We start from the raw sequence: 18570 nt of genomic DNA on the forward strand, positions 1-18570 counted from the left end.
GAGGACTGATGCACCAGTAGACTACGGAGCCCTAGCGAAATTACATCACTCGATGTTTTTCCGCCGACGCATGCGCAACAGGTATTGCACAGGACCGGAGGCCGCATAGCCAAGGAACACCAGCAGCAGGATGCGCGGCGGGTCACTGAAGACTACCGCGAACACCAGCACCACGGCGAGGATCGCTACGAACGGCACGCGCCCCTTGAGGTCCAGCTCCTTGAAGCTGTTGTACTTGATGTTGCTGACCATCAGCATACCGGCCGCCGCCACCAGCAGCGCCACCAGGAACGACAGCTTCGAGCCCTGGATGCCGTAGTCGCTGAAAGCCCAGACGGTACCGGCCACCACGCCGGCTGCCGCCGGGCTGGCCAGGCCGATGAAGTAGCGCTTGTCGGCCTTGCCGACCTGGGTGTTGAAGCGCGCCAGACGCAGCGCGGCGCCAGCGACATAGATGAAAGCGACCATCCAGCCGACCTTGCCCATGTCACCCAAGGCCCAGCCGAAGGCCAGCAATGCCGGGGCGACACCGAAGGCAACCATGTCCGACAGCGAGTCGTACTCGGCACCGAAGGCGCTCTGGGTGTTGGTCATGCGTGCCACGCGGCCGTCCAGGCCATCAAGGACCATGGCGACAAAAATGGCGATGGCGGCGAAGGCGAAATACTTGCTCGCCTCGCGTGGATCACCCGCACTGAGGGCCGCCTGGGCACTCATGGAGTTGATGATCGAATAGAAACCGGCGAACAGGTTCGCAGTGGTGAACAGGTTGGGCAGCAGATAGATGCCGCGATGCCGAACCTTGCGTCCTTCGGCGTCATGCCCTTCTTCAACATGCTCATCGATCGGTAGCAGGCTTTCGGCGTCAGAGGCCTTGTTCGGCTCTTCGGGACGTTCGCTCATGGACATTACCTTGCAACGGTGTGGAAAGTTTCGACAGACGTCTGCGACGAGGGTTCGCCGACAAACGATGAAGCTTTATACCAGAAGCTGACCGCCTAAACGAAAAAACGCGGCCGAAGCCGCGTTTTCATCGCATCAGGACAAGATCAGTTCTTGGCCTTGTCGACGATTTTGTTCGCTGCGATCCAAGGCATCATCGAGCGCAGTTGCTCGCCGATGACTTCGATGCCGTGGGCAGCGTTGTTACGACGCTTGGCGGTCATCGAAGGGTAGCCGGTGGCGCCTTCGCTGATGAACATCTTGGCGTATTCGCCGTCCTGGATGCGCTTCAGAGCGTTGCGCATGGCCTGGCGGGATTCGGCGTTGATGACTTCTGGGCCGGTCACGTACTCGCCGTACTCGGCGTTGTTGGAGATCGAGTAGTTCATGTTGGCGATACCGCCTTCGTACATGAGGTCAACGATCAGCTTCAGTTCGTGCAGGCACTCGAAGTAGGCCATTTCTGGCGCGTAGCCCGCTTCAACCAGGGTTTCGAAACCGGCTTTGACCAGCTCGACGGTACCGCCGCAGAGAACGGCTTGTTCACCGAACAGGTCGGTTTCAGTCTCGTCCTTGAAGGTGGTTTCGATGATGCCGGTACGGCCGCCACCGACGCCCGCGGCGTACGACAGGGCAACGTTTTTGGCATTGCCGGAAGCGTCCTGGTAGATCGCAATCAGGTCAGGGATGCCGCCGCCTTTGACGAACTCGGAACGTACGGTGTGACCTGGCGCTTTTGGCGCGATCATGATCACGTCCAGGTCGGCGCGTGGAACGACCTGGTTGTAGTGGATGGCGAAACCGTGGGAGAAGGCCAGGGTGGCGCCCTTCTTGATGTTCGGCTCGACTTCGTTCTTGTACAGCTGGGACTGGAACTCGTCCGGGGTCAGGATCATGACCAGGTCGGCACCGGCAACAGCGGTCGCTACATCGGCAACTTTCAGGCCGTGAGCTTCGGCTTTGGCAACGGTGTTCGAACCTTTACGCAGACCGACAGTGACGTCCACACCGGAGTCCTTCAGGTTGCACGCCTGAGCGTGGCCCTGGGAGCCGTAACCGATGATGGCAACTTTCTTGCCCTGGATGATGGAAAGGTCACAGTCTTTGTCGTAATAAACTTTCATGAAAATACCCCTGTTATCTCGGCCCATAGGGCCATCGCTAATTTTTTGAGTTAGATGCTGAGCACTTTGTCGCCACGGGCAATGCCGGTAACGCCGCTGCGCACTGTTTCGAGAATGGACGCGGTACCGATGGCCTGAATGAAGCTGTCAAGCTTGTCGCTGGCGCCAGTCAGCTGAACGGTATAGACGCTGCTGCTGACGTCGACGATCTGCCCACGATAGATATCGGTGGTGCGTTTGATCTCCGCGCGCTGGGCGCCCGTGGCCTTGATCTTGACCAGCATCAGTTCACGTTCGATGTGCGCGCTTTCCGAGAGGTCGACCAGCTTGACGACTTCAACCAGCTTGTTCAGGTTTTTGGTGATCTGCTCGATCACCTCATCATGACCGACCGTGGTCAACGTCAGACGCGACAGGGTCGGGTCTTCGGTTGGCGCCACCGTCAGGCTTTCGATGTTGTAGTTACGCTGCGAGAACAGACCGACCACGCGAGACAAGGCACCGGGTTCGTTTTCCAACAGCAGGGAAATAATGTGCCGCATGATTAGGTACGCTCCGTCTTGCTCAGCCACATGTCGCGCATGGAGCCGTCTTTGATCTGCATCGGGTAGACGTGCTCGCTGTTGTCGACCTGGATATCGATGAACACCAGGCGGTCTTTCATGGCGAACGCTTCCTCGAGCTTGGGCTTGAGGTCTTTCAGGCTGGTGATGCGGATACCCACGTGACCATAGGCCTCGGCCAGCTTGACGAAGTCAGGCAGCGATTCCATGTAGGAGTGCGAGTGACGGCTGTTGTAGGCCATGTCCTGCCATTGGCGGACCATGCCCAAGACGCCGTTGTTCAGGTTGACGATCTTCACCGGCAGGTCGTACTGCAGGCAGGTCGACAGCTCCTGGATGTTCATCTGGATGCTGCCCTCGCCGGTAACGCAGGCAACGTCCTGGTCCGGGAAGTTCAACTTCACGCCCATGGCCGCCGGGAAACCGAAGCCCATGGTGCCCAGGCCGCCGGAGTTGATCCAGCGATTGGGTTTGTTGAAGCGGTAGTACTGCGCCGCGAACATCTGGTGCTGACCCACGTCGGAGGTAACAAAGGCATCGCCCTTGGTCACTTCGCAGAGGGTCTCGATCACGGTCTGCGGCTTGATCACGCTGCCGTCGCCCTTGTCGTAAGGGAACATGTCGCGATCGCCACGCCATTCTTCGATCTGCTTCCACCAGGCGTCCATGGCGGCTTTGTCTGGCTGCTCGCCGATTTCGCGCAAGGTCGCGACCATTTCGCTCAGCACGCTCTCGACCGGGCCAACAATCGGCACGTCGGCCTTGATGGTCTTGGAGATCGACGCCGGGTCGATGTCGATGTGGATAACCTTGGCGTTCGGGCAGAACTTGGCCGGGCCGTTGACCACGCGGTCGTCAAAGCGCGCACCGACGGCGAAAATCACGTCAGCGTGGTGCATGGCCAGGTTGGCGGTGTAGCTGCCGTGCATGCCGAGCATGCCGAGGAACTGGCGATCGGTACCCGGATAGCCGCCCAGGCCCATCAAGGTATTGGTGACCGGCAGGTTGAGCATCTGCGCAACTTCGGTCAGGGCTGCAGAGCCGCCGCCGAGGATCACGCCGCCACCGGCGTAAACCACTGGACGCTTGGCAGCCAGCAACATCTCGGCAGCCTTGCGGATCTGCCCCGAGTGGCCACGCACAGCCGGGCTGTAGGAACGCATCTTGACCTTTTTGGGGTAGACGTATTCGAACTTTTCCGCAGGGTTGGTCATGTCTTTGGGGATATCGACCACGACCGGGCCCGGGCGACCGGATTGCGCCAGATAGAAAGCTTTTTTCAGGATCTCAGGAATTTCCGAAGCGTGTTTGATCATGAAGCTGTGCTTCACGATCGGCCGGGAAATTCCGATCATGTCGGTTTCCTGGAAGGCATCGGTACCGACCATGGTGCTTGGCACCTGACCGGAGAGGATGACCATCGGAATGGAGTCCATGTACGCGGTGGCAATACCGGTGATGGCATTGGTCGCGCCTGGACCCGAGGTCACCAGTACCACGCCGGCCTTGCCGGTGGCACGGGCGTAACCGTCCGCCATATGGGTAGCTGCCTGCTCGTGACGAACCAGGATGTGGCTTACTTCCGGTTCTTTGAACAGGGCATCGTAAACATGAAGGAGAGCACCACCAGGGTACCCGTAGATGTGCTTAACGCCTTCGTCACGCAAAAAGCGGACGACCATCTCAGCGCCAGATAAAAGCTCCACGTTGTTCACCTCTAAAACGCCAGAATACCGTCCACGGTGGACGGGTCTTAATAGGTTTACTGCCAAGCAGAGCATGAGCGACGAAATCGCCGACTACGTCAGCACTGACTGAGCAAGTATTGGGAGCGCCCCAAAGTGTTGCGGGGTTTTCCCACCCAGCGCGAGGTAACGCGTTGCGGGGTGTAACAGGTCGGCGCGGGTGTGCGCCTCATGATCTGCTTAGCGGGTCTGCTTCTGGCAGTCCCTCTACAGCGGAATCTGGATTCTTCTTTTTCGGCGCGCGCAAGTCAAGAAAAATTATTGCCAATTTCGCGCAAGGACGATCCACAGTCACCACTATTACCTGTGACAGCAGCAGAAAACCAAACAATACAAACAAAAAGAGCCACAATCTGTGGCTCCAAGGGTGAAAAGAGGGAAATTCAGGCAGAAGGACTGATCAAACGGTCAAACTCTGCTAGCAGCCTGCGTAGCTCGCGGCTTTGCTCCGGACGGTCGACGTATACCGTTTCAGCCATGACCAGAATCCCGGAGGCATTTGGCAACGGCAGACCCTTTTCGAGAATCTCTTTCATTTTTGGCAGGAAGATCCACTGCAGCCACAGATCGAAGCTCATGCTGTCGACTGCGAAAGGCACGCTGCTCGCCAACGCTTGAGGCGTCGGCGAAACGTCACTCCACCAACCTTGGGCACGGAGTTCATGCTCGATCAACAGCAGGTGATCGGCGATATCGAGGATGCGTTGATCCATTACAGGTTGACCTGGGCTTTCTGCCGGGCCAGCGCTGCACCGGCCGAGTCACCCTGCTTCTCGCGCGACTGGGCAATGATGTTCCACAGCCCGGCCTGCAGGTCGGGGCGACCGTTGGCGTAGGTCAGGGCGCGGCGCGCCAGTTGCTCGGACTGCGCAGCATCGCCCTGGGCCAGGCGTACCTGGGCCAGACGGTAAAGCACCTGCGGCTCACGCGGGGCAATGCGCTGGGCACGCTCCAGGCTCGACGAAGCGCCGTTGTAGTCGCCGCCGCTCTGCTGTTGCTGGGCGGTGGTCAGCAGCGCCAGCACCGGGCCGTCGAGCTGTTCGTCAGCCGACAGGCCACCGCTGGCAGCGCTGGAGCGCGGAATGCCGCTCGGCGCACTCGGCGCGCTGGTGCTCGGCATGGTGTAGCTGCCGGCGTTGGTCGAGCTGCTGTCGAACGGCGTCGAACTGCTCGGGCCCGGGGTAATGGGGCCAGTGCTGATCGGCGCGGCGCCGGTGGACGCCGGGAAAGTCTGGATCGGTGCGGCGCCGGAACCCTGCGGGACCATGACCATCACCCCGGAGTCCTGCGGCACGGCTTGCGCCTGGCGCGTACCGTTATTGACCTGCGCCGGCGCGCCACGGTTGGCCGTAACCCGCTCGCTGTTGGAGACCCGGGTACTGGAGTCGACCACGGGAATGGAGCCGCGCGGATTGCTGGCGCAGCCATTGAGCAAAGCCAGCGCCGTCAAGGCTGGAAACCACCACTTGTTCACTGCACACCCTCTCTAGGCTAATGCTTAATTCATCCAACCCTTGACCCAGTCCATGACGGACTCGGCAGGATCCGGCTCACCACCACAGGCGGCTCCGGCCGGCGGTTCACTTCCGCGAATATACGGCATCTGCACGGCGCCCGGGCAACTGGCGTCCGAGCCCTGGCCGCTATGCGGATCGATCCAGGCCTGCACCACGTTGTCGGGCAGCGGCATGTCCAGTGGCAGCGGGTCGGCCTTGCGCATGAAACTGGTCCAGACCTGCAGCGCACCGGTGGCTCCGGTAAATGGCGTTTTACCGTTGTCGTCACGCCCCAGCCACACCACTGCCAGCAAATCCTGGCTGAAGCCTGCGAACCAGCTGTCACGGGAATCGTTACTGGTACCGGTCTTGCCCGCCAGGTTCAACGAGCTTGGCAGCACACTGTAGACCGAACGCCCGGTACCTTCGCGCATGACCCGCTGCATGGCGTTTTGCACCAGATAAATGGCGCCCGGATCGAAGGTTTGCTGGATCTGGAACGGATAGCGCTTGAGCGGCTCGCCTTCGGCGGTGAGCACGCTGCGAATACCGCGCATCGGCGTGTTGAAGCCGCCATTGGCCAGGGTCTGGTACATGGTCGCGACCTGCATCGGCGACATGCCGCCGGCGCCGAGCATCATCGACGGGAACGCCGGCCAGTCGACGTTGACGCCCAGCCGGCCGATGGTTTTCAGTACGTTCGGCACGCCCAGTTCCAGGCCGAGCTTGGCGGTCGACAGGTTGTAGGAGTTGGCCAGGCCCTGATACAGATAAATGGTGCCGTGGGAACGACGGTCGTAGTTCTGCGGCTTCCACACCTGGCCATCGGCGCCTTTGACCGAGAACGGCTCGTCCTGCACCCACGTGGTCAGGGTGTATTTGCTCGGTTTTTCCAGGGCGGTCAGGTACACCGCCGGCTTGACCAGCGAGCCGATCGGCCGTACCGCGTCGATCGCGCGGTTGAAGCCAGCAAAACCTGCCTGGCGGCTACCGATCAGGGCCTGGACTTCGCCAGTCTCCGGGTTGGTCACAACCATCGCCGCTTCGACTTCATCGGCGCCCTTGCGCCCGGCCAGACGCTTGAAGGTCTCGGCCATGGCCGCTTCGGATTTCATCTGCAGGATCGGATCGAAGCTGGTGAAGATGCGCAGGCCTTCTTCGGTCAAGTCTTCGTCACGATAGTCCTGGCGCAGCTGGCGTTTGACCAGGTCGAGGAAGCCCGGGTAGGAGCTGTCGGCCAGGCTGCCGCGCTTGGTCACACCCAGTGGCATTTTCTTCGCTGCTTCCACCGCTTCCGGGGTGGCCACGCCCTGTTCGGCCAGCAGGTCGAGCACCAGGTTACGCCGCACCGTCGCCCGCTCCGGGTAGCGCCGCGGGTTGTAATAGGAAGGGCCCTTGACCATGCCGACCAGCAAGGCGATCTGGTGCAGCTTGAGCTCCGACAGCGGCTGGCTGAAGAAGAACTGGCTGGCCAGGCCGAAGCCGTGCACCGCACGCTGGCCGTCCTGACCAACGAACACTTCGTTGAGGTAGGCCTCGAGGATTTCGCGCTTGTCGTAATGCAGCTCAAGCAGCAGGGCCATCATCGCTTCATTGAGCTTGCGGCTGAGGCTGCGTTCGTTGGTCAGGTAGAAGTTCTTCACCAACTGCTGGGTCAGGGTACTGCCGCCCTGGCGCATGGCACCGGACGAGGTGTTGACCCACACTGCCCGGGCAATCGACTTGGGCGACACGCCGAAGTGGTGATAGAAGTCGCGATCTTCCACGGCTACCAGGGTTTCCAGCAGGTACGGCGGCACCTGGTCGATCTTGATCAGGATGCGGTCTTCGAGGTTTTTCGGGTACAGGCCGCCGATCAGCAGCGGCTCGAGGCGCACCACGTCGAGTTTCGAGCCGTTGGCGCCACTGAGCCCGGCAACATAGTCGCCAGAGAAGCGCACGCGCACCGCTTGTGCGCTTTCCATGCCTTCATAGAACTGAAAGCCACGGGTATTGAGATCGACGGTATTGCCGTTGACCGCCGCCGCACCCGGGCCATTGGCGACGCTTTCGCGGCGATAGCCGAGGGCATCGAGCTCGATGAGGAAGTCGGCCTTGCTCAGCTTCTGGCCGACGAACAGCTCCAGCGGCCGGGCATACACCTTGGCCGGGATGGTCCAGCGCTTGCCGGAGAATTTCTCCTGGACCACGGCATCGAGGTAAATGGCATAGCCCGCCACCAGCACAAGGCCGACCAGGCTGAGCTTCAAGGCCCAGCCCAGCCAGGCACGCGAGCGGCCAGACGGGCGTTTTTTAGCGGTACGGGGGGATCGGGATCGAGTCATGGCGGCGGATTATACGCACTTTATCAATCATCGACAGGCGCCCTCCGGCGGTTTGCACCAGCCCCGCTTGCGGCCATAATGGCCGATTCGAATCTCCGACCCAGAAGGATCGCCCGTGAGCCAAGCCTTGATCACAGCCCTGCAGAATCCCGCCCTGTTCCCTCACCCGGTGAAGGCATTTCAGGTCATCGAGACGCATATCTCCTGGGTGCTGCTCACCGGTGACTATGCCTACAAGATCAAGAAGCCGATGAACTTCGGTTTCCTCGATTTTACCGAGCTGTCCCAGCGTGCCCACTTCTGCGCCGAAGAGCTGCGCCTGAACCAGCGCCTGACCGAAGGCCTGTACCTGGAAGTACTGCCGATCACCGGCAGCGCCGAAGCGCCCCAACTGGGCGGCGAAGGCGAGCCGATCGAATACGCGCTGAAAATGCGCCAGTTCCCCCAGAGCCAGATGCTCAGCACCCTGCAGGCCAACAGCGAACTGACCGCCGCGCACATCGACCAGATGGCCGAGCAGATCGCCCGCTTCCACCTGGCCGCGCCAAAAGTTGCCGTCGAGCATCCGCTGGGCACGCCGGACAGCGTCATGGCCCCGGTCGAGCAGAACTTCGAGCAGATTCGCCCGTTCCTTTCCGACAAGGCCGACCTGCAGCAACTCGATGCCCTGCAAGCCTGGGCCCAGGACAGCTTCAAGCGCCTGCATGGCCTGCTCGAGCAGCGCAAGGCCGAAGGTTTCATTCGCGAATGCCACGGTGACATCCATCTGGGCAACGCCACCCTGATCGATGGCAAGGTGGTGATTTTCGACTGCATTGAATTCAACGAGCCGTTCCGCCTGACCGACGTCTACGCCGATGCCGCGTTCCTGGCCATGGACCTCGAAGACCGCGGGCTGAAATCGCTGTCGCGCCGCTTCGTCAGCCAGTACCTGGAACTGACCGGTGACTACGCCGGCCTGGAACTGCTGAACTTCTACAAGGCCTACCGTGCCCTGGTGCGGGCCAAGGTCGCCCTGTTCAGCATGCCGGCCAACGCCGATGCGGTGCAGCGCGCCACTACCCTGCGCACCTACCGCAACTATGCCAACCTGGCGGAAAGCTACAGCGCCATCCCTTCGCGCTTTTTGGCCATCACCCATGGTGTGTCTGCAGTCGGCAAGAGCCACGTGGCCATGCGCCTGGTCGACGCCCTGGGCGCCATTCGCCTGCGTTCGGACGTCGAGCGCAAGCGCATGTTCGGGGAGCAAGCCAGCGCCAATGCCGGTCAGTTGCAAGCCGGCATCTATAGCGAAGACGCCAGCCAGGCCACCTACCAGCGTCTGCACCAGCTGGCTGAAACCATCCTGCGTGCTGGTTTCCCGGTAGTTATCGACGCCACCTACCTCAAGCACGACCAGCGCCAGGCCGCCGCCGGCGTTGCTAGCGAAACCGGTGTGCCGTTCCTGATCCTCGACTGCAACGCCCCAGATGCGGTGATCGCCAGCTGGCTGGCCCAGCGTCAGGCCGATCAGAACGATCCGTCGGATGCCACCCTGGACGTGGTCAAGGCCCAACAGGCCAGCCGTGATCCGCTCAGCGCCGAAGAGCTGCTGCAAAGCAAGCGCGTGGAAACCAACGAAAGTGGCAGCCTCGACCTGTTGGTCAAGCAGATCCGCCAGCGCCTGCCCGGGCTCTGATACCACCCAGGACGTGAAGCAGTCGACAGTTCACGCCTGATTCCGGGCGCCCCCTTGATGATGGCACTATAGTGTCACCACAAGTGCAAACAAGGAGGCGCCTCATGAATCAGCCACGGCAACTGGACAGCGCGCTGTATGCGCTGGTGCATGACGAACAGATCGCCAGCTTCAATCGCGAGAAACCCAAGGATGGCACCATCGACTTTCGTGGCGGCGATTTTCGCGGGCTCGACCTGCGCGAGCTGGACACCACCGGCATCGACTTCACCGATGCTTACTTTCGCGCCTCCGACCTGCGCGGCCTGGACCTGCGTCACAACGGCCTGGAAGGCGCAAGCCTGGCCCATGCGCAGATTTCCGGCACCTACTTTCCCAGCGAACTGAGCGCCGACGAGATTCTCATGTCGGTCAACTTCGGCACCCGCCTGCGCTACCGCACACGCTGACAGCAACCTTCGAAACCCCCGCCGGCCGTGGCCTGGCGGGGGCTTTCGGCTACCCGTCGGCACATGGATGGCAAAACGCCGCGTATTTCCCAAGTGCCGCTACACTGCTCATTGACCTGCCGCGATTACTAAATCAAGACCCGTTCAGCCGTCGCAAGGAGGCTTGATGAACGATGAACTCCAGCATCTGAAAAACCTTGGCAAGACTTCTGCGCAGTGGCTGCATGCGGTCGGCATCCACAGTGCTTCGGATCTACGCCGGCTGGGTGCGGTCAACGCCTACAAGGCCGTCCGTACCCGGGGTTTCCGGGCCTCGAAGGTGCTGCTGTACGCGATTGAAGGCGCCTTGCTTGATGTGCACTGGAACGATATTCCGGCTGAACGCAAGGAAGCCCTGAACCAGCAACTCGACGGCAAAATTGCCGTACAGAAAAATAATCGGGAATTTTGAATCACGACGCTTGACTACGAAATGAGAATCGTTATGATTATCACAACTGGTCGCGAGACTGGTTGGGTAACCTGAAAGCCCCTGGTTCGGACTCTCAGATTATCTCCTCATCAGGCTAATCACGGTTATTGACCCGGCACTTTGCCGGGTCTTTTTTTGCCTGGGCTTTTTACTCGCCCTTACGCATCTGCGCGCAGTAGTCCTGCTCCGGCAAGGCCGGGGTGTACCAGACATAATCAGCCATCTGCGCATCAACCCCCTGCCCCACTTCGGCGAGCATCAGCACCTGCGTGCCGGCTTCGGCGCCCAGGTCGGCCAAATGCAAGGGCACGCCGATGTCCTTGCGCACGTGATAGCCACCGGCTAACAGCAACGCTGGCTGTGGCGCGGCCAGCAGGCGCTCGGCCATACGCCGGTCGCGCTGTTGCTGAACCGCCAGCATCGCCGGCAACTGGCTTTCGGGCAGCAGGCCGCAATGGGACTCCCGGACTTGCTTCAGCAGCACGGCCCGGACCTTGGCGGCGGTCGAGCGCTCACCTTTCAATGGTGGCGGCTGGCGATAGAGGCTGCGCACCTCGTCGGTGTCGAGGTTGGCGGCCAGCAACGGGTAAGGCTGGCCCAGGGCCACGCGGACGATCGGTCCGTACAGGGCCCAATCCCAGCCTTGCTGCCAGCCAAGCGCCAGCGGCAGATCGGCCGGCAAGGCCTGCTGCTTCAGCGCATCGACCTTGGCTTGCTGCACCGGCTGCAGCATCTCCAGCAGCAGGCTGCCCTGCGGCCGTTGCCCCTGCAGGGCGCGCAGCAGCCACAACTGCAGGGCATGGTGGTCGGGGTTGTCGTGTTTCTCGCCTACCAGCAGCCGCGGCGCCTGCGCCAGCCGCTCCAGCAGTTGCGCGGGCGTCAACAGGCGCCCGCTGCTCAGCTCACGAATCTGCCCAAGCTCGGCATGCTCGCGGCCTTCGGGGCTTTGCCAGGCGGGCAATGGAGGTACTTCGGCCCGGGACTGGCAGCCGGCGAGCCCCCAGACCAGCAACAGCAACAATGCGGGCAAGCGGGGACAACGCATGGGCGGTACTCCTAACGGGCGATGATCAGCGGGTGCCCCCGCTCGGGGTGAGGCTGGACCAGCACATCGATGCCGAACACCGCCTTGAGCGAATCGGGGCGCAATACCTGCTGCGGGGTATCCAGGGCATGGCTGCGACCCTGTTCGAGCAAGAGGATACGATCACAGTAGCGTGCCGCCAGGTTCAGGTCATGAAGGATGACCATCACCGCGGCGCCGCGATCGGCGAATTCGCGCACCGCTTGCAAGGTGGTGTGCTGGTGCAGCGGGTCGAGCATCGAGGTCGGCTCGTCGAGCAGCAGGATGCGCCCGTCTTCGCCTGGCCACAGCTGCGCCAGTACCCGCGCCAGGTGCACGCGCTGACGCTCGCCACCAGAGAGCGCCAGATAGCTGCGCCCGAGCAGGTGGCCGGCATCGGCCGCCTGTAGGGCCGCGTCGATGATCTGCTGGTCGCGCTCAAGACCGGTTTTATGCGGCAAGCGACCCATGCCGACCACTTCTTCGACCTTGAAGGCAAAGCCCAGACTGGACACCTGCGGCAGCACCGCCAGGCGCTGGGCCCGCTGCTGCCCGGGCCAGTCGCACAGCCCGCGGTCATCCAGGCTCACCCGTCCGTGGCTGGGATTCAACTCACCGCACATCACCCCGAGCAGGCTGCTTTTACCGGCACCGTTGGGGCCCAGCACGCCCAATACCTGGCCGGGCTGCAGGGCCAGGCTGATATCGCTGAGGACCTGGTTTTCGCCACGGCGCAGCGACAGGTTTTCGACACACAGCATCAGGCACGCCCCCGCAACAGCAGATAGAGGAAGAACGGCGCACCGATGAACGCGGTAACGATACCGATCGGCAGTTCCGCAGGTGCCAGCGCCAAGCGCGCGATCAGGTCGGCGAACAGCAACAGCGAGGCACCGGCCAACAAAGATGCCGGCAGCAATACGCGGTGGTCCGGCCCGGCCAGCAAACGCACCAGGTGCGGCACCACCAGGCCAATAAAGCCGATCAGCCCCGCCGCCGCCACTGCCGCGCCCACCCCCAGCGCCGTGCAGAACACCAGTTCGCGCTTGAGCTTCTCGACCTCGATGCCCAGGTGACGGGCTTCGGACTCGCCCAGCAACAAGGCATTCAAGGCCTGGGCCCGGCGTGGCAGCCACAGCGAGACCCCCACGGTCACCAGCACCAGCGGCCACAGGCGCTGGTAACTGGCGCCATTGAGGCTGCCCAGGTTCCAGAACGTCAGGGTGCGCAAGGTGGCGTCATCGGCCAGGTAAGTGAACAGCCCTACCGCCGCGCCGGCAAGGGCGGTCAAGGCGATGCCGGCAAGGAGCATGGTCGCCACATTGGTCTGGCCATCGCGCCGGCCCAGGCGATACACCAGCGCCGTCACCCCCAGGCCACCAAGAAATGCACACAGCGATAACAGATAAGGGCCGAAGGCCTCGGGAATACCGCCCATCCACGAGCCGCCGACAATCGCCACCGCCGCACCGAGCGCGGCCCCCGCAGACACCCCGACCAGGCCGGGGTCGGCCAGCGGGTTGCGAAACAGCCCCTGCATCGCCACCCCGGACAGCGCCAGCACGGCACCCACGGCCAACCCCAGCAGGGTCCGTGGCAAGCGGATCTGGCCGAGGATCAGCTCAGCCTGCTCCAGCCCGTCGCCGGCCACCGGCAGCCCGATCAACCGGGCTCCGGCGCGCAGGGTATCGAACAACGGCAGGCTGACCGGCCCCAGCGCCAGCGACAACCAGATCGCCAACAGGCACAGCAGCGTCAGGGTGACGAACAGCGTGCGCGGCTTGACCAGCCGGTTCATTGCGCGGTCGGGTAAAAGGCGTGGGAAAGGTTCTGCAAGGTAACCGGCAGACGCGGGCCGAGCCCCCCCACCAGCAAGGTCGGGTCCAGTTCGATCAGGCGTTTGTTACGGGCGGCGCGCGAAGCATTCAGGGCCGGGTTTTCCTTGAGCAGCGCCTGCAAGGCCTGCTCACCGCTGAGGCTGCGGTCGGCGAACACCAGCACATCCGGGTCAAGGGCTGCCAAGGCCTCGACAGAGAAGTTCTTGTAGCCTTCGTTATCTGCCAGGTTGCGCGCACCGGCCTGTTTGAGCAGCCAGTCGCCAGCAGTGCCTTTGCCGGCGATCATCGGTTTGGAGCCGGCATGACCGACCAGCAGAATCACTCCGGGAGCGGCCTGGGTGGTTTGCAGTTGCTTGATCTTGCCCTGCAGCTCATCGAGTTGCTGGCGGTAGTCGGCGAACAGTTGCCGGGCTTGTTGCTCATTGCCGAGCAAGCGCCCCAGTTGCTGCAAGTTGCTTTCCACCGCACCCAGGTCGGCCTTGCTCGACAGCAGTTCGACCTTGACCCCGGCGCCGCGGATTTGCGCGAGCACCGGCGGCGGGCCCATTTCTTCGGTGCCCACCAGCACATCCGGACGCAGGCTCAGCACCCCTTCGGCGGACAGCTGGCGCTGATAACCGATACTCGGCAAGGCCTTGAGCGATTGCGGATGCTGACTGGTGGTATCGACCCCGACCAGCTTCTGCTCGCCGCCCAGCGCCGCCACCCACTCGCTCAGTGCCCCACCGGCGCTGACCCAGCGCTGCGGCAAGGTGTCGGCCTGGGCCAGGGTGTTGAACACAAGACCGGCACACAGGGCGATCAGGCGGGCACGTGGGCGCATAACAGGCTTCCTTGAATGAGGAGGAGCGGCAATCCGGGTGGATAATGCCGGGGACGCACGGTATAAAGCGTCCGATACGGCTGATGCAGGCAATTTGATAATTATTTGCATTTGCACGTCAAGCCGTCACTGTGACTTCGAGTAACCCTCACCATGCATTTTCTTTGTCATTCCAAGCACCTGGGCGAAGGCCAGAGCCGAGGCTTCAGTGTCAATGACCTGGGGATTTTCGCGGTCCGGCGTGCGGGTACAGTCTACCTGTACCGCAATCACTGCCCTCATCGTGGCATCCCCCTGAATTGGGAACCTGACGCCTTTCTCGACAGCAGCGCCAGCCTGATTGCCTGCGGGCGCCACGGCGCGCTGTTTCTGATCGAGTCCGGCGAATGCGTGGCCGGCCCTTGCGAGGGCGAGCAACTAACGGCCCTGAACTGCCGCGAAGACCGCCAGGGCATCTGGCTTATCGACTGAGCAACACCGGCAAAGGCCGATCGATATAAACCTGTTCGCCATCGATCCGCGTGCCGTAGGCAAGCACTTCGACGCCATCGGCCACCGCTGCGCGCAGGGCATCGGCATAGGCGCTGTCGATCTCGTCGGCAGGGCGTACGGCTTCGACCCCGCTGAGGTTCACACAATATAGCTGCACCGCGCGCACACCCTGGCGGGCCAGGGTCGCCAGCTCGCGCAGGTGCTTGGCACCGCGCTGGGTGACGGCGTCAGGGAAGGCGGCGACTGCCGAGTCGTCAAAGCCCAGGGTGACGCTCTTGACCTCGACATAGGCCGGCCCTTCGGCAAACTCCAGGCGAAAATCCACCCGGCTGCTCTCCTCGCCGTAAGCCACTTCGCGCTTGAGCCCGGTAAACCCGGCCAATTCGCTGATGACGCCAGCACGCAAGGCTTCTTCCACCAGCGCGTTGGCGCGCCCGGTGTTGACACAGGCCAGGCGCCCCTGCGGGGTTTCACTGATTTCCCAGGTGCCGGGCAGCTTGCGCTTGGGGTCGTTGGAGCGGCTGAACCAGACCTGGCCGCCCTCGACCATGCAATTGAACATCGAGCCGGTATTGGGGCAATGGATGGTCATTTGCTCGCCATTGGCCAGTTCGATGTCGGCCAGAAAGCGCTTGTAGCGGCGCAGCAAACGTGCGGTTTCAAGGGGTGGAGAAAAGCGCATCAGCCTTGCCAGCTCCGTAGTCCGCGGGCAATCCGCTCGACCGCCTCCTGCAGGCGCGGCAAGCTCTGGGTGTAGGCAAAGCGCACATGGTGCCCGGCCTGGTGGCGACCGAAGTCCAGGCCCGGGGTGAAGGCCACGTGCTCGGTTTCAAGGAAGTGCCGGCAGAAGGCAAAGGCATCGCCGCCAAAGGCGCTGATGTCGGCGTACAGATAAAAGGCACCCTGTGGCTCTACGGCTATCTTGAAGCCCAGCTCACGCAAGGCCGGCAAGAGGAAATCGCGGCGGCGGGCGAACTCGGCCCGACGTTCTTCGAGAATCGCCAGGGTGCCAGGCTGGAAACACGCCAGGGCGGCATGCTGGGCCATGCTCGGGGCACTGATGTAGAGGTTCTGCGCCAGCTTTTCGAGGTCAGCCACCGCAGCCGGTGGCGCCACCAGCCAGCCCAGGCGCCAGCCGGTCATGCCGAAATACTTGGAAAAACTATTCAGGACGAAGGCTTCGTCGTCGACTTCCAGCACGCTCGGTGCATCCATGCCGTAGGTCAGGCCGTGGTAGATCTCGTCCACCACCAAATGGCCGTTACGCGCGCGGGTGGCAGCCGAGAGGCTTGCCAGCTCATCGCGATCGAGCACCGTGCCGGTGGGGTTGGCAGGTGACGCCACCAGGGCGCCGACGGTGTCCTGGTCCCAGTAGCGCTCGACCAGGTCGGCGGTGAGTTGGTAATTGGCCTCGGGGCCGACCGGCACCAGTTGTGCGGCGCCTTCGACCAGGCGCAAAAAATGCCGGTTGCACGGGTAGCCAGGGTCGGCCAGCAGCCAGTGCTTGCCCGGGTCGACCAACAGGCTGGCGGCCAGCAGCAAGGCGCCGGAACCGCCCGGGGTGATGAGGATGCGCTGCGGGTCGATGCTCAGCCCGTAGCGCTGCTGGTAGAACCCGGCAATCGCTTCGCGCAGCGCCGGCAGCCCGCGGGCAGCGGTATAACGGGTATGCCCCTGGGCCAGTGCGGCCTGGCCGGCCTCGATGATCGGCGCGGCGGTGGTGAAATCCGGTTCGCCGATTTCCAGGTGGATCACGTCGCAGCCGCTCGCTTGCAGCTCGTTGGCGCGGGCCAGCAGGGCCATCACGTGGAAAGGTTCGATGGCGCGGCTGCGCGCACTGTAGGGCTGGGCCATTAGCCTTCTCTCAAAAGGGTCTAGAATAATGATTCTACCCACGCGCGGGGTCGAACGTGTGGCAAAAGCTGCGGTCCACTGCAAAGATCATCAAGGCCAGGTAGCGTTGCCCTGGCCTTGACAACCGGGAGTAGCGCACCCCGATTCGATCTGGTAAGTTCGGCGGCTCGCAGTCGCAGGGCCGGCGGGCGCCGGAGATGGAGCAGCCTGCGCAATGGATTAGAAAAGTGAGAGGCGGTCTATTCATGTCCACCCTAGAAAAGCAAAAAACTCAGACCATGTACGGTGTCGAGCCCTATCAGGTAACCAAGGGTGAAGAGTACATGGGCGATCCCATGCGCAAGCACTTCATCAAACTCCTGGGTGCCTGGAAGCAGGAGCTGATGACCAGTGTGGACCGGACTGTGGACCACATGAAGGACGAGGCGGCCAATTTCCCGGACCCCGCCGACCGCGCCAGCCAGGAAGAAGAATTTGCCCTTGAACTGCGCAACCGCGATCGCGAGCGTAAGCTGATCAAGAAAATCGACAAGACCCTGCAGAAGATCCAGGACGAAGAATACGGCTGGTGCGACGCCTGCGGCGTTGAAATCGGTCTTCGCCGACTGGAAGCCCGCCCTACCGCGGACCTGTGCTTTGACTGCAAGGAAATCGCGGAGAAGAAAGAAAAAACGGTCGGCAAAGGCTGATCCTTCTCCCATCCGAACGGGGCGCATCAGGCGCCCCGTTTCATTTTCATACCTGCTCGCCATGAACGACTCCCGCTACATCGGACGCTTCGCCCCCACGCCCAGTGGATTTCTGCACTTTGGTTCGCTGGTCGCCGCCCTGGCCTCGTGGCTGGATGCCCGGGCAGTCGGCGGCACCTGGCTGGTGCGCATGGAAGACATCGACCCGCCCCGCGAAGCTCCCGGCGCCCAGGCCGCCATTCTGCAAACCCTGGAAAGCTACGGCCTGGAATGGGACGGCGAGGTGGTCTACCAAAGCCAGCGCCACGCGGCCTATGCCGAAGTGCTCGAGCGCCTGTTCCGCCAGGGCCTGGCCTACGCCTGCACCTGCTCGCGCAAGCAACTCGAAGGCTACAACGGCGTTTACCCGGGCCTGTGCCGCAATGCCGGGCATGCCTGCGAAGGCGCCGCCATCCGCGTGCGGGTGCCGGAGCTGGCCTACCATTTCGATGACCGCGTGCAGGGCCGTTTCGAACAGCACCTGGGCCGTGAGGTGGGTGACTTTGTCATTCGCCGTCGCGATGGCCTGTACGCCTATCAACTGGCGGTGGTGCTCGATGATGCCTGGCAGGGTGTGACCGATATCGTGCGCGGCGCCGACCTGCTGGATAACACCCCGCGCCAGCTGTACCTGCAGGAACTGCTGGGCCTGTCGCAGCCGCGTTACCTGCACGTGCCGCTGATCGTGCAGCCTGACGGGCACAAGCTGGGCAAGTCCTACCGCTCGCCGCCACTCGCCGCCGACCAGGCCACGCCCCTGCTGCTGCGCGCCCTGCGCGCACTGGGGCAAAAGACCGAAGCAGGCATGGAGCACGGTACCCCGGGCGAAGTGCTGGCGCATGCCGCATTGCACTGGAACCCCGACGCCCTGCCCCGGTGCCTGAGCGTGCCCGAGGCCGATCTGCACTGATCCCTGGGGGGCCCGACCCCACAGAAAGCCCAGTAAATTCAATTCTTTGGCAAAAACCCACAAGCCCGT

The 18570-nt window shown here is 62.6% G+C and carries 19 protein-coding genes; 6 read left to right on the forward strand and 13 right to left on the reverse strand.

Annotated features, from left to right (window positions below):
• Positions 1-45: 45 nt before the first annotated feature.
• From pssA to mrcB, 7 genes are all read right to left on the reverse strand, one after another.
• Positions 46-903: a CDP-diacylglycerol--serine O-phosphatidyltransferase gene (gene pssA, locus LOY37_RS23225; RefSeq protein ID WP_010223018.1), complete on the reverse strand. Its 858-nt coding sequence runs from the start codon at positions 901-903 to the stop codon at positions 46-48.
• Between the two features lie 146 nt (positions 904-1049).
• Entirely contained in the window at positions 1050-2066 is a 1017-nt protein-coding gene (ilvC, locus tag LOY37_RS23230) for a ketol-acid reductoisomerase (protein WP_045199667.1), read from the reverse strand.
• 50 nt (positions 2067-2116) lie between these two features.
• Entirely contained in the window at positions 2117-2608 is a 492-nt protein-coding gene (gene ilvN, locus LOY37_RS23235; protein ID WP_010223016.1) for an acetolactate synthase small subunit, read from the reverse strand.
• Between the two features lie 2 nt (positions 2609-2610).
• The gene (locus LOY37_RS23240) at positions 2611-4335 is read right to left on the reverse strand and encodes an acetolactate synthase 3 large subunit (RefSeq protein WP_195885054.1); all 1725 of its coding nucleotides are present in this window, start codon (positions 4333-4335) and stop codon (positions 2611-2613) included.
• Positions 4336-4757: 422 nt separating this feature from the next.
• Positions 4758-5087 carry a YqcC family protein gene (locus LOY37_RS23245; protein WP_258715822.1) on the reverse strand — a complete coding sequence of 110 codons (330 nt, stop codon included), beginning with the start codon at positions 5085-5087 and terminating at the stop codon, positions 4758-4760.
• Positions 5087-5848, reverse strand: a complete 762-nt coding sequence (locus tag LOY37_RS23250; protein ID WP_258715823.1) for a hypothetical protein — start codon at positions 5846-5848, stop codon at positions 5087-5089. Before LOY37_RS23250 ends, LOY37_RS23245 begins: the two co-directional genes overlap by 1 nt.
• 24 nt (positions 5849-5872) lie before the next feature.
• Positions 5873-8194 (reverse strand): penicillin-binding protein 1B, encoded by a 2322-nt coding sequence (gene mrcB, locus LOY37_RS23255; protein WP_093379365.1) that lies wholly within the window; start codon positions 8192-8194, stop codon positions 5873-5875.
• Positions 8195-8309: 115 nt separating this feature from the next.
• Here mrcB and LOY37_RS23260 point away from each other — a divergent pair, with 115 nt between their 5' ends.
• From LOY37_RS23260 to LOY37_RS23270, 3 genes are all read left to right on the forward strand, one after another.
• Positions 8310-9872, forward strand: coding sequence for a bifunctional aminoglycoside phosphotransferase/ATP-binding protein (locus tag LOY37_RS23260; protein WP_258715824.1), 1563 nt, complete (start codon positions 8310-8312; stop codon positions 9870-9872).
• 104 nt (positions 9873-9976) lie between these two features.
• On the forward strand, positions 9977-10321 hold the full coding sequence (locus LOY37_RS23265) for a pentapeptide repeat-containing protein (RefSeq protein ID WP_258715825.1): 345 nt from the start codon (positions 9977-9979) through the stop codon (positions 10319-10321).
• Between the two features lie 166 nt (positions 10322-10487).
• Positions 10488-10772, forward strand: a complete 285-nt coding sequence (locus tag LOY37_RS23270; protein WP_045199681.1) for a TfoX/Sxy family protein — start codon at positions 10488-10490, stop codon at positions 10770-10772.
• A 169-nt stretch (positions 10773-10941) separates the two neighbouring features.
• Here LOY37_RS23270 and LOY37_RS23275 read toward each other — a convergent pair whose 3' ends face one another.
• Genes LOY37_RS23275 through LOY37_RS23290 form a run of 4 tightly spaced genes read right to left on the reverse strand, consistent with a single transcriptional unit; the run spans position 10942 to position 14517 of the window.
• On the reverse strand, positions 10942-11838 hold the full coding sequence (locus LOY37_RS23275; protein WP_258715826.1) for a ChaN family lipoprotein: 897 nt from the start codon (positions 11836-11838) through the stop codon (positions 10942-10944).
• An 11-nt stretch (positions 11839-11849) separates the two neighbouring features.
• Positions 11850-12617 (reverse strand): heme ABC transporter ATP-binding protein, encoded by a 768-nt coding sequence (locus tag LOY37_RS23280; protein ID WP_045199685.1) that lies wholly within the window; start codon positions 12615-12617, stop codon positions 11850-11852.
• On the reverse strand, positions 12617-13600 hold the full coding sequence (locus LOY37_RS23285) for an iron ABC transporter permease (protein WP_176794317.1): 984 nt from the start codon (positions 13598-13600) through the stop codon (positions 12617-12619). The genes LOY37_RS23280 and LOY37_RS23285 overlap by 1 nt, the downstream gene beginning before the upstream one ends.
• Positions 13601-13650: 50 nt before the next feature.
• Entirely contained in the window at positions 13651-14517 is an 867-nt protein-coding gene (locus LOY37_RS23290; protein ID WP_195885059.1) for a hemin ABC transporter substrate-binding protein, read from the reverse strand.
• Between the two features lie 153 nt (positions 14518-14670).
• Here LOY37_RS23290 and LOY37_RS23295 point away from each other — a divergent pair, with 153 nt between their 5' ends.
• Positions 14671-14988: a Rieske 2Fe-2S domain-containing protein gene (locus LOY37_RS23295; RefSeq protein ID WP_258715827.1), complete on the forward strand. Its 318-nt coding sequence runs from the start codon at positions 14671-14673 to the stop codon at positions 14986-14988.
• Here LOY37_RS23295 and sfsA read toward each other — a convergent pair.
• Together sfsA and LOY37_RS23305 are read right to left on the reverse strand one after the other, a co-directional pair.
• A complete protein-coding gene (sfsA, locus tag LOY37_RS23300; protein ID WP_258715828.1) occupies positions 14978-15691 on the reverse strand; it encodes a DNA/RNA nuclease SfsA in 714 nt (237 codons plus the stop codon). The two genes, LOY37_RS23295 and sfsA, sit on opposite strands and share 11 nt — an antisense overlap.
• Positions 15691-16863, reverse strand: a complete 1173-nt coding sequence (locus LOY37_RS23305; RefSeq protein ID WP_045199695.1) for a pyridoxal phosphate-dependent aminotransferase — start codon at positions 16861-16863, stop codon at positions 15691-15693. Before LOY37_RS23305 ends, sfsA begins: the two co-directional genes overlap by 1 nt.
• Before the next feature lie 245 nt (positions 16864-17108).
• Between LOY37_RS23305 and dksA the strand changes: the two genes are divergently transcribed.
• Both dksA and gluQRS read left to right on the forward strand, forming a co-directional pair.
• A complete protein-coding gene (dksA, locus tag LOY37_RS23310) occupies positions 17109-17552 on the forward strand; it encodes an RNA polymerase-binding protein DksA (RefSeq protein ID WP_195885061.1) in 444 nt (147 codons plus the stop codon).
• 61 nt (positions 17553-17613) lie between these two features.
• A complete protein-coding gene (gene gluQRS, locus LOY37_RS23315; protein ID WP_258715829.1) occupies positions 17614-18501 on the forward strand; it encodes a tRNA glutamyl-Q(34) synthetase GluQRS in 888 nt (295 codons plus the stop codon).
• Positions 18502-18570: the final 69 nt, after the last annotated feature.

The organism is Pseudomonas sp. B21-012 (assembly GCF_024749305.1).
Taxonomy (GTDB): Bacteria; Pseudomonadota; Gammaproteobacteria; order Pseudomonadales; family Pseudomonadaceae; genus Aquipseudomonas.